11 protein-coding genes are annotated in these 11,225 nt (G+C 47.8%); 3 read left to right on the forward strand and 8 right to left on the reverse strand.

Translation table 11 applies throughout. The features are described 5' to 3' along the window. On the forward strand, positions 1 to 175 hold a 175-nt coding region (locus H579_RS30080; RefSeq protein WP_028300354.1), incomplete at its 5' end, for a transposase. A gap of 88 nt (positions 176 to 263) precedes the next feature. Here H579_RS30080 and H579_RS0108730 read toward each other — a convergent pair. Further along, positions 264 to 1,127: an LEA/WHy family protein gene (locus H579_RS0108730; protein WP_028300355.1), complete on the reverse strand. Its 864-nt coding sequence runs from the start codon at positions 1,125 to 1,127 to the stop codon at positions 264 to 266. 368 nt (positions 1,128 to 1,495) lie between these two features. Further along, positions 1,496 to 2,965 carry a RimK family protein gene (locus H579_RS0108740; protein ID WP_028300356.1) on the reverse strand — a complete coding sequence of 490 codons (1,470 nt, stop codon included), beginning with the start codon at positions 2,963 to 2,965 and terminating at the stop codon, positions 1,496 to 1,498. Positions 2,966 to 3,275: 310 nt separating this feature from the next. Here H579_RS0108740 and H579_RS24945 point away from each other — a divergent pair, with 310 nt between their 5' ends. Further along, positions 3,276 to 4,376, forward strand: coding sequence for a DUF2817 domain-containing protein (locus tag H579_RS24945; RefSeq protein WP_051227468.1), 1,101 nt, complete (start codon positions 3,276 to 3,278; stop codon positions 4,374 to 4,376). Then, on the forward strand, positions 4,373 to 5,464 hold the full coding sequence (locus H579_RS0108750; protein ID WP_028300357.1) for a GNAT family N-acetyltransferase/peptidase C39 family protein: 1,092 nt from the start codon (positions 4,373 to 4,375) through the stop codon (positions 5,462 to 5,464). The genes H579_RS24945 and H579_RS0108750 overlap by 4 nt, the downstream gene beginning before the upstream one ends. 47 nt (positions 5,465 to 5,511) lie before the next feature. Here the strand turns inward: H579_RS0108750 and sthA are convergent, their stop codons facing one another. The 6 genes from sthA to H579_RS0108780 form a co-directional block, all read right to left on the reverse strand. Next, entirely contained in the window at positions 5,512 to 6,906 is a 1,395-nt protein-coding gene (gene sthA, locus H579_RS0108755; protein WP_028300358.1) for a Si-specific NAD(P)(+) transhydrogenase, read from the reverse strand. Between the two features lie 328 nt (positions 6,907 to 7,234). Then, positions 7,235 to 7,495, reverse strand: a complete 261-nt coding sequence (gene nqrM / locus H579_RS0108760; RefSeq protein ID WP_028300359.1) for a (Na+)-NQR maturation NqrM — start codon at positions 7,493 to 7,495, stop codon at positions 7,235 to 7,237. A 31-nt stretch (positions 7,496 to 7,526) separates the two neighbouring features. After that, entirely contained in the window at positions 7,527 to 8,666 is a 1,140-nt protein-coding gene (locus tag H579_RS24950; protein WP_245583238.1) for an FAD:protein FMN transferase, read from the reverse strand. 3 nt (positions 8,667 to 8,669) lie between these two features. After that, positions 8,670 to 9,899, reverse strand: coding sequence for an NADH:ubiquinone reductase (Na(+)-transporting) subunit F (gene nqrF / locus H579_RS0108770; protein WP_028300360.1), 1,230 nt, complete (start codon positions 9,897 to 9,899; stop codon positions 8,670 to 8,672). Between the two features lie 39 nt (positions 9,900 to 9,938). Further along, positions 9,939 to 10,559, reverse strand: a complete 621-nt coding sequence (gene nqrE / locus H579_RS0108775) for an NADH:ubiquinone reductase (Na(+)-transporting) subunit E (RefSeq protein ID WP_028300361.1) — start codon at positions 10,557 to 10,559, stop codon at positions 9,939 to 9,941. After that, positions 10,559 to 11,224, reverse strand: coding sequence for an NADH:ubiquinone reductase (Na(+)-transporting) subunit D (locus H579_RS0108780; RefSeq protein ID WP_028300362.1), 666 nt, complete (start codon positions 11,222 to 11,224; stop codon positions 10,559 to 10,561). Before H579_RS0108780 ends, nqrE begins: the two co-directional genes overlap by 1 nt. Position 11,225 lies beyond the last annotated feature (1 nt).

Consider the following 11,225-nt stretch of genomic DNA (forward strand, 5'->3'; position numbering starts at 1 on the left):
AAACAGCCTAAAAACGGTCACAAGCCGAAAGATTCGAAAAGAGTTCTCAGAGCACCTAAAAGAGTATTATTGGAAACCAGTGCTCTGGAGTCGAGCTTACTGCCTGCTGACTGCAGGCGGAGTACCAGTTGAAGTGCTCAAAGAGTACATCGAGAATCAAGATAGGCCAACTTGACGTTGGCCGCGCTATCCATCTCCCACCAAAATATCTCGCCTGGGCTCGTTAGTTTTGGAAGGAGAATTACGCGCTATCCGTTAAACGATCAGATCATGCCATCCTTACCAGTGTACTTAAAGACCTTATCCTGCATCTCGAATCCTGGCAATTCGGGTTCAAGTTTCCAGTTTCCTTCCAGTTTGATCTCGGGCAAACGGCCTTCCTGAATCAGTGGCAGCAACGCACGACTGGCTTTGTCCCAGGACAGTTCGATAGGTATCACAATTTCGGTTTCGGCTTTAGCAGGAAGACGAGTAGATTTATCTGAACCAATCTGGAACGGCTTCATGCCATCCATCACCAATGCTCCACTCAGGCTTTTCAGGTTTATCGAAAAGTTATTTTTATTCTCGACGGGAAGGGTGACCATGATACGAAAGCCATAGAAGTCCATTTTATCAACACTGATCGAGGGCAGCTTAATGTTTGGGAGCTTTGGCGTTGGTACTGCAGCACTGGTACGAATCGTTTTGTCCCAACTAGTGCCTAGAGGGCCTTCCAAAGTGACATCAGCAATAAACTCGTAGTTCAGTTCATCTTTTTTAAATAGCTCAGGTACCGTCTTCAGCAACTGTTTTAGCGGTATCTGAAACGGAAGAGTGACCTCACCATTGGCGTTTGAGGCAATATTAATACTTTTACTGCTGCCAACCAAAAACTCTTCCCCATCCACATTGACCTTATAATCAAAGGGCATCAGTCGGATCGGGATAATATTAGGGTTGCTCAGTTCAATATCAGCAATCAGATAGAGGCTTTCAAAATCAATACGATCGATACGAATCTCATCCGATACCACTTCCGGTGCCTGCAAAGCTTGATCGGTGACAGACTTAATATTGCCACAGCCGGTCATAAACAGGGTGAAAAATATCAGATAGGATAACTGGTAAGCCTGTTTTTTAAACATAGTGATCTCCTTCACCGTTAGCTTACGGTTATAGGCTCCTGTTATTACCTAATTATTTCCTAACAATTAAGGCACTGGACCTCATCATGCCAGCCAAGAGGCAAAAGATAAAGTCAGACTAATCAGTCCCATAATTGCCACAACAAACAGTAAGGTATCGATAATCAAAGCCAGACCAAACATAACACTGCCAACCTCGAATAGTTCGTATCCCTTAACTGTAGGTAGAAACAGGCAAAAAAGCAGGCAAAAAAGCAGACAAATCGCCCGAACATCTGCACAAAGGTTGTCGACATTGCCCCCCTTATCCCCTCCGGCCAAAAGCCGGAGAGGATAGAAGCCATTTATGCTGGCGTACTGATGCCCTGCTAAGAGGCGCTCGCTTTTTTCTCCATACGATGCAAAAACTCCTGCATCACAAGCATATATAACTCATCTTTTAACCATGCATCTTCCACGTCAGAGTCAATACTGGGGTTATCATTGACCTCTATAACAAACGCCTGATCTCCCTTCTGTTTAATATCGACACCATAGAGGCCGTTTCCGATTAACCGGCACGCTTTCATCGCCACATCAAGTACCGCTGATGGCACTTCATAGGTTGGTAAGGTATCAAACCGACCTGATGCGGTTTCATCGCCACCATGTTGATAAATCTGCCAATGATCTTTGACCATATAGTATCGGCAGGCAAATATTGGACGATTATTTAAGACACCGATACGCCAATCATAGTCGGTGTACATAAATTCCTGAGCCAATATCAAAGCGGATTTTTTCATTAGACTATTCACCGCTGATTGCAGCGCCTGGCGATCATCCACTTTCACAACCCCCCGAGAGAAGGAGCCATCCGGTATTTTTAACACCATAGGATAGGCCAACGCCTGCTCCAGCTCATCAAGTGTCGTTTTTTTGCGATCTGATATAATACGGGTGCTTGGCGTTGGCACCTTATTCACCCTGAGTAAATCAGCCAAAAATACCTTATTGGTACAACGCAGAATCGACTCTGGGTCGTCCATCACCACCAGACCTTCCGTTTCAGCCTTACGTGCAAAACGATAAGTGTGATGATCAATCGCTGTCGTCTCGCGGATAAACAAACCATCGAACTCCGCCAGACGGGAATAATCTTTACGGGTAATCAATTCAGCTGCGATACCCAGTTTACCCGCCGAACGAATAAATAGCTCCAGCGCCTTGCTGTCACTAGGTGGCAGGGTCTCTGCAGGATCATACAAAATCGCCAGATCAAAGCGGCTTCTTTTTCTTTTCTTCCCCGTACGCCAGATGGTTTGACTAAAACGTTCCAGCGCTTCGGCAAAACATTGTTGCTGAGCATCCATCTCTAATTCAGATAAGCCAAGGCAACGTACTTTGCGCAGCTGCCAATGGCCCTGATAATTGAGCTCAACTTCCAGAATCGGTGCTGGAAAGCGTTCAAAGATCTGTCGCCCCAATGCTCGCAGTGAAGCATCTTCTGTCTGACCAAAGTATATTCTGAAGCTTAGATCCCCTGAGTCACTGGTAATCTCGTCTTTGATTTGCTGCAACGACTTTTCTTCTAACTGCATTAAATACAGTGATTTCTTACTTAGATCATTCAGCACCTGTACCGATGGAATCACCTTCTGCCCACGGGCTTCCGCTAATAAGGAGCAATAATAGCCCCGGCTTAAATAGCGATAATTCTGGCAAAGGTTAATAACCCGGGCTTTTTTTCTGATATTAGCCGGCAGGGACAAGTAATCCTCAAACTGGATCAGATCCTGACTGGAATAGTAAGGCTTCCAGTCTTTAAGACTTTCAACGACGACATAAAGGGAAGACATAGCGCTGCATTCCTGAAGCAATAAGCTATGAGAGACTGGTGCAAACGAGTGTTACCCAGTGACCAACCTCAGGGAAAACGATGCTTTAAACCACCGCCCTGAAGCAAAACGGAGTGTGCACCTATCGTTACAGTTGTGGCAAGTTTTTTTCATCAGGTCGTAAAAAAATATTGCCTGTTATAAATATTCAGACTTATGATCCAGTCGCTGACCCCCATGCTGGCTAACGCTTCCACGCGCCCCATCAGAAGGCCCCCAGCGCCTTAAACGCAATCTGCTTATTCTGTTTATCCTGTTTGCGAGGCGTGCTATGCCTGTTTTAAAAAACCCTATGGTTTCTGATCTGTTTTGCCTGCCCTATGCCAAGGCAAGGCATCACTTTATTGACCTGGCGGATACGGCTTTAGATAACCTACCTGGCCAGATACTGCATTTTACACATCCTGAACTGGGCCCCATGGGCGAAAAGCTGACATCGGACTGGGTATGGCTTGGAGAAAGAAAAGCCCCTTCAGTTTTAGTACTTATTTCTGCCACTCATGGTGTTGAGGGTGCAATGGGTTCTGGCTTACAGCGTGAAATTCTGCCGGAGCTGATCAAACTGCTATTACAACGCGGCCAACTGGCTGTTCTGCTGATCCATGCGCTCAACCCATGGGGCTACGCCTGGTCACGACGAACGGATCACCAAAACATCGATCTGAATCGTAACTTCATCGATTTCGGCCAGCCATTGCCGTATAACCACGAATACTCATTAATCGAGTCGGATCTGCTGGCTCATACTGCTGATCGGGATAGTGCTATTGAACTCTGGAAGAAAGAGCTGGGGAGTGAGCGCTTTGAAAAAGCCCTTTCGTCAGGCCAGTATCATTCATCAGCCGGACTTTTCTACGGTGGCAGAAAAATGGCCTGGAGCCATAACACCTTGATCAGCGGCTTAAGTACGTTATCACTCACTTACGCCAAACGCATCATTGCACTTGATCTCCATTCAGGCCTGGGCCCTTATGGCTATGGCGAGGTCATCAGCGATCATCCAATAAACAGCAAGGGTGATCTGCTCAGCCGGGAGTGGTTTGGCCATCAGGTTTGCCACCCAGCCAGGGGTAACTCCTGCTCTGTTAGCAAATCAGGCTTACTGGACTACTACTTTCATGACCTGATTGGCGAAAGAGGTTGCTTCCTGACTTTTGAGGCGGGCTCATACGGTAATAATGCGATGTTTAACCTTCTCTGCGAAGACCAGATACTGTGGAATCGCACAGACCTCTACGCAAATGAAGAGCAGCGCCAGCACGCCATGCTTGAGCACTTCTGCCCGGCAGATACTCACTGGCAAAATGCCGTTTATTGTCGCTACCGTCAGTTGGTCAATACTGCTGTAGAACGTTTACTGGAAAAGCCATGATCATCCGCCAGGCCACAAAAAACGATCTGTCGCAGTTACTGACTGTGGAAGAGACCTGCTTTACAGAAGACCGGCTCACCCGCCGTAGCTTTAAACACTTCCTGTCCTCTGCAACGGCCTGGGTTCAGGTGGTTGAAGAACACAACAGGATTCACGGCTATAGCATCACACTCTTCAGGAAAGGCACCTGCCTTTCCAGGCTCTACTCGTTAGCCGTATTACCGCAATACCGGGGAAAAAAACTCGCTGAGCAACTGATAGCCCAATCAGAACAATACGCTATTGATCAGGGCTGCATTTTTCTGCGCCTGGAAGTCAGAACGGACAACCAGGCTGCGATTACGCTTTATCAGCGCTTAAATTTCCGTACTTTCGGTCATATTAGCCATTATTATGCCGATGGTTGCAATGCGATCAGGATGGAGAAAACCCTGATCCGACACGTGACCAAAACGCCAAAAGCACTACCTTATTATAAACAGAGTACTGAGTTTACCTGTGGCCCATCCGCATTAATGATAGCGATGAAAAGCCTTGAACCCGCCACCACCATGGATATTCTGGAGGAACTTCAGATCTGGCGGGAAGCGACCACTGTGTTTATGCTGGCCGGTCATGGCGGTTGCTCACCTTTTGGCCTCGCCCTCAGCGCTTGGAAAAGAGGTTTCAAGGTACAGCTCTACGCCAGCAGTGATGAGGTGCCCTTTGTCGACTCAGTGCGCGATAAAGAAAAAAAAGCGATCGTCAGCCAGATCCATCATGATTTTGTTAACCAGATTGAGCAAACCGATATAGAGGTGAATTATCAGGCTTTAACCGCAGATAAGTTGCTGGAACATATTCAGGATGGCATGGTGGCGATTACGCTTATCAGTACCTGGCAGTTTAACCGCCATAAGATTCCTCATTGGATAGCCGTAACCCACGCCGATGAAGAGTATGTGTATTTAAGCGATCCAGAACCCGATGAAGAGATGATGCACACAGGAACAGATAATATTGCTGTGCCTGTTCGGGGCAGTGATTTCAGTCAGATAGCCAGTTATGGCAAGAAAAGACAGAAGTATACGTTATTAATCAGTCTTTGAGTGAAGTGTTTCCAGGCACTGAAACGTGCCTGGAAAACAACTTATGATCAGAAAATACGATTCAGACCATTCAGTGCAGCTACCCGATAGGCTTCCGCCATGGTTGGGTAGTTAAAAGTGTTATTCAGGAAATAACGCAGGGTATTGTTCTCACCGGGCTGATTCATAATCGCCTGGCCGATGTGGACAATCTCGGAAGAGGAATCACCAAAACAGTGAATGCCCAGCAACTCCAAAGTTTCACGATGGAACAGGATCTTCAGCATCCCTTGGGTTTCACCTGTGATCTGAGCCCGCGCTGTATCCTTGAAGAAGGCCTGACCCACTTCATAAGGGATCTTGGCTTCAGTCAGTTCATGCTCGGTCTTACCAACAGAGCTAATCTCTGGAATGGTGTAAATACCCGTGGGTACCTCGTTCACAAAACGGAACTCATCATCATCCAGAATATCAGCAGCGGCAGAGCGCCCCTGGTCATAGGCCGCACTGGCCAGACTAGGCCAACCGATTACATCACCTACTGCGTAGATATGATCCACAGCGGTACGATAGTGCTGATCCACTTCCAATTGACCACGTCCATTGGCTTCCAGCCCCACCAGATCCAGACCGATATCATCGGTATTACCGGTACGGCCATTACACCATAGGAAGGCATCTGCACGCAGTTTCTTGCCGGATTTCAGCGATAGTGTCACACCCTGCTCATCCGCTTCGACCTTTTCATAATCTTCATTATGACGGATCAAGACACCGTTGTTACGCAGATGGTAACTCAGGGCATCAGAGATCTCCGCATCCAGGAAGGACAATAAGCGGTCACGGTTATCAATCAGGTCAACCTTAACACCCAAACCGCTGAAGATAGACGCATATTCACAACCAATCACACCCGCTCCGTAAATAATCAGACGGCGCGGGGTATGACCCAGTGTCAGAACCGTATCACTACAGTAAACACGTGGGTGACGGAAGTTAATATCTGCCGGACGATATGGGCGTGAACCGGAGGCAATAACGATCTTCTGAGCACGTAGCTCTTCGGTCGCATTATGCGGATCACGCACCATCACGGTATGAGAATCCAGGAACTGCGCCTTACCGAAGTAAACATCCACCCGATTACGCGCGTAAAAATTGGTACGTAACTGAACCTGACGTTCAATCACCCGTTGGGAGCGTTCCAGCACTTTAGGAAAGGAGAACCAGCGCGGCTCACCAATATCACGGAACATGCGGTTCGTATTGAACTGAATGATCTGTTTCACTGCATGACGCAGTGCCTTGGACGGAATTGTGCCCTTGTGTGTACAGTTTCCCCCGACAGAGCTTTGCATCTCAACCACAGCAACGCGCTTGCCGTGTTTGGCTGCATTCATTGCAGCGCCTTCTCCTGCGGGACCCGTGCCTATCACCACTACATCGTAATTATAAACCGCCATTGTCGCTGAATAACTCCCTAACTGTCGTGTTAGACCTGATCGTGCCTGTGTCTTCTAATCTGTAATGTGGACACTTTAGTCACGGTCAGCAATTATGCTTTGGCAGCGTACCCTTGATTGATGACAGCCTTTATTCAGCATTGGTAAAACCAACGCGGCTCATTTTTCTTAGAAATCAATCAATACACGCCGATACAAAAGTGTTTTGATATTCCTCGGCCGAGGACTGGAGAATACAGCCATCGGCTAAAGAGCTACTTTTGTGTCAGTGCCTAAACTACCAAAGCTATTTGGCCTGTGTAATTATTATTGCTTCGTTATTTTGAACTTATTTCTTCTGTTGATCATTCTGCGTTGCATCATAAGCCAGATCCATATTCATCTCAGCCTTGGCTTTGCCCGCTTTTTTCTCTTGTTCCGTTTCGCAGATTTCCTTATCACCACCGCAGATATCACAGTCTCCCACCATACCGATAGCACTCATGCCACCGCAAGAGCCCGCAATCGGTTTACGACCAAAGAGTACCCCCACGGCCATACCTGTCATCAGCAAGCCTACTACGATTACAGCAAGAATCATTGTAGTCATATTTCTGCCTCACCTATCTCAAAGTTTGCAATTATTGTATCTGTGCCAGCTCAGTAAACTGCTTTGTTTGCTGCACACTGAATTCTGAACCACTTTTGACCAGCATATAGACCGCAAGTTTATTTTCTTCAGCAAACTGCAAGCCTTTGTCCGGTCCCATCACCATCAGAGTGGTCGCTAATGCATCGGCTAATGCACAGGACTCATGCAGTACAGTGACTGACGCCAACTTATGGTTGATTGGACGACCGGTTGCCGGATCAATAGTATGTGAGAAGCGCTGGCCATCCTGTTCAAAGTAGTTTCTGTAACTACCGGACGTAGCGACAGCAATATCGGTAATACCGATCACGCTCTGCACCACCTGGCCGTCGGAAATGGGCTTCTCTATAGCAATACGCCAGCGGCTGTTATCGGGTTTCAAACCACTGACACGAATCTCACCACCGACTTCAACCAGAAAGGCGTTATAACCCTGCTGTTTGAGGTAGTCTGCGACCTTATCCACGCCATAGCCCTTGGCAATAGCGGAGAGATCCAGATAGATATCTTTTGATTTATTCAGCTGGTAGTCACCATCGGCCAGCATCTTCAATGCCACAGACTGATAACCCACACGCTGGAACGCTTTTTCCAATGCCGCATCACCCGGCTGACGATCCGGTCTCAGATCTGGACCAAAACCCCAGAGGTTGACCAGCGGACCTACGGTGGGATCAAACGCACCCTGACTGTCTTTTGCCAGTTTCAGAGCTTCACTGACGACAAAACCCGTGTCAGAGGAGACACGCAGGGCTTCACCGGCAGGTAATTTATTAAAGCGGGATAATTCTGAGTCTGGCTTATAAGTGGACATCTTACGATCCACATCCACCAGCACTTGATGCATGCCGTCAGCTAACTGCTGAATACGCTCTTTTTCCGGTTTCATCACCACGGTGACATTATAGGTGGTGCCCATAATATGACCGGAAAACTTTTGCGCGACAGGCGAGGAATCACACCCGGTAAGTAACAGAGAAACAACAAGAAGGGCCAGTCCCATAAGAACCGGCCCTTCCTGACGACCCGCAGGTTTAACACGACGTGCGAAACCACGGGTAATAATGTCGAGCACAGGAACCACCCCCATAAAGGGGATGGTCCGTGCAGCAAGGTATTTGCTGCTCACTGCTTAACCACCAAAGTCATCAAGCAGGATATTTTCACGCTCTACACCCAGATTCAGCAGCATTTGAATAACCGCTGCGTTCATCATAGGTGGTCCACACATGTAGTACTCACAATCTTCAGGCGCATCGTGGTCCTTCAGATAGTTTTCACACAGTACGTTGTGAATAAAGCCAGTGTAACCGTCCCAGTTGTCCTCAGGCAGAGGATCAGACAGGGCCAGATGCCACTTGAAGTTATCATTCTCTTCCTGCAGTTGATCAAACTCTTCTACATAGAAGGCTTCACGCATAGAACGTGCGCCATACCAGAAGGAGATCTTACGCTTGGAATTCAGACGCTTCAGCTGATCGAAAATATGGGAACGCATAGGCGCCATACCCGCACCACCACCGACAAACACCATCTCGTTATCGGTATCACGGGCGAAGAACTCACCAAATGGACCCGATACAGTGATCTTGTCGCCTGGCTTCAGGCTGAATACGTAAGAAGACATCTGACCTGGAGGCAGATCATCACGACCCGGAGGTGGTGAAGCGATACGGATATTGAACTTAACAATACCTTTCTCTTCAGGGTAGTTCGCCATGGAGTATGCACGGATGATCGGCTCATCAACCTTGGATACATACTTCCAGATATCGAACTTATCCCAATCCGGGTGATACTCTTCACCGATATCGAAGTCTTTATAGTGCACTTCGTGTGGTGGTACTTCCAGCTGAACGTAACCACCGGCACGGAAGTCAACGTTTTCACCTTCAGGCAGACGCAGGGTCAGCTCTTTAATGAAGGTCGCTACGTTGTCGTTAGACTCAACCGTACACTCCCACTTCTTCACACCGAAGACGTCAGCTTCTACTTCAATTTCCATGTCCTGTTTTACAGGAACCTGGCAAGACAGACGCCAGCCTTCTTTCTTCTCACCCATAGTGAAGTGAGACTCTTCCGTTGGCAGGATAGAACCACCACCTTCGGAAACGATACATTTACACTGGGCACAAGAACCACCACCACCACATGCGGATGACAGGAAGATATTGTTTGCGGCCAGGGTCTGAAGCAGCTTACCACCCGCAGGGGTGGTGATTTTCTGCTCACCGTTAATGGTTACAGTGACATCGCCACTGTTAACCAGCTTGCTGCGTGCAGCCAGAATCACCAGTACCAGAGATACTACTACAATGGTGAACATAACTACGCCCAGCACAATAAGTTGTGAATCAACCATGTTCTGAACCTTTTTGTTCTAAGTTTCCGTCAACTGCGATTACAGCTGTACGCCTGAGAAGGACATAAAGCCCAGTGACATCAGACCTACAGTTACGAAAGTGATACCCAGACCTTCCAGACCTTTAGGCACATCACTGTACTTCAGTTTTTCACGGATACCTGCCAGCGCAACAATCGCCAGCGCCCAACCGATACCAGCACCAGCACCGTATACCACAGACTCTGCGAAGTTGTAGTCACGCTCTGCCATAAACAGAGACGCACCCAGAATCGCACAGTTCACAGTAATCAGCGGCAGGAATACACCCAACGCGTTATAGAGTGCAGGTACAAACTTATCGAGGAACATCTCCAGGATCTGTACCATCGCCGCGATTACGCCGATGTAACTCAGATAACCCAGGAAGCTCAGATCGATTGACTCAGCACCTTCCATACCCGTCCAGACCAGTGCGCCTTCACGCAGCAGGTTGTTATAGATCAGGTTGTTTACCGGCACGGTAATCACCAGTACTACAACAACCGCAATCCCCAGGCCCAGAGCCGCTTCGATCTTCTTCGAAACTGCCAGGAAGGTACACATACCCAGGAAGAAAGCCAGGGCCATGTTTTCAACAAATACCGCCTTAACCAGAAGGCTTAAGTAGTATTCAAACATTATACGGCCTCCTTAGCCTGAGTGTTTGGACAGATCTTGAACTCTGCCGATTCATTCTGCGCAGGCTGATAAGTACGGATCAGCCAGATAAAGCCCGCAATAATGAAGAATGCAGATGGAGGCAGCAGCATCATACCGTTTGGTAAATACCAGCCACCGTCATTCACTTTTTCCAGCAACTGGATGCCGAACAGGCTACCAGAACCAAACAGCTCACGAATGAAACCAACAAACAGCAGAACTACAGTGTAGCCCAGACCGTTACCGATACCATCGATGAAGCTCATGGTCGGGCCATTTTTCATAGCGTAAGCTTCAGCACGACCCATTACGATACAGTTGGTAATAATCAGACCGACAAATACCGACAGCTGCTTACTGGTTTCATAAGCAAACGCTTTCAGTAGCTGATCCACTACGATTACCAGAGAGGCAATAATAGTCATCTGTACGATAATACGGATACTGTTCGGGATATGAGCACGAATCATAGAGATAAACATGCTCGAGAACGCCGTAACCAAGGATACGGCCACCCCCATTACCACTGCAGTTGACAGGTTAGTTGTTACCGCCAGAGCAGAACAAATACCCAGAATCTGCAGTGCAATCGGGTTATTAGCGAAAATAGGGCTCGTTAGAATACCCTTTGGAGTATCAGCCATC

It is taken from the genome of Oceanospirillum beijerinckii DSM 7166 (assembly GCF_000422425.1).
Lineage (GTDB): Bacteria > Pseudomonadota > Gammaproteobacteria > Pseudomonadales > Halomonadaceae > Oceanospirillum > Oceanospirillum beijerinckii.

What these genes read in the sequence shown, in the direction of transcription:
- sthA (WP_028300358.1), bottom strand. Translation starts at nt 6,906, where the DNA reads ATGGCGGTTTATAATTACGATGTAGTGGTGATAGGCACGGGTCCCGCA.
- nqrE (WP_028300361.1), bottom strand. Translation starts at nt 10,559, where the DNA reads ATGTTTGAATACTACTTAAGCCTTCTGGTTAAGGCGGTATTTGTTGAA.
- H579_RS0108750 (WP_028300357.1), top strand. Translation starts at nt 4,373, where the DNA reads ATGATCATCCGCCAGGCCACAAAAAACGATCTGTCGCAGTTACTGACT.
- H579_RS0108740 (WP_028300356.1), bottom strand. Translation starts at nt 2,965, where the DNA reads ATGTCTTCCCTTTATGTCGTCGTTGAAAGTCTTAAAGACTGGAAGCCT.
- nqrM (WP_028300359.1), bottom strand. Translation starts at nt 7,495, where the DNA reads ATGACTACAATGATTCTTGCTGTAATCGTAGTAGGCTTGCTGATGACA.
- H579_RS0108730 (WP_028300355.1), bottom strand. Translation starts at nt 1,127, where the DNA reads ATGTTTAAAAAACAGGCTTACCAGTTATCCTATCTGATATTTTTCACC.
- H579_RS0108780 (WP_028300362.1), bottom strand. Translation starts at nt 11,224, where the DNA reads ATGGCTGATACTCCAAAGGGTATTCTAACGAGCCCTATTTTCGCTAAT.
- nqrF (WP_028300360.1), bottom strand. Translation starts at nt 9,899, where the DNA reads ATGGTTGATTCACAACTTATTGTGCTGGGCGTAGTTATGTTCACCATT.
- H579_RS24945 (WP_051227468.1), top strand. Translation starts at nt 3,276, where the DNA reads ATGCCTGTTTTAAAAAACCCTATGGTTTCTGATCTGTTTTGCCTGCCC.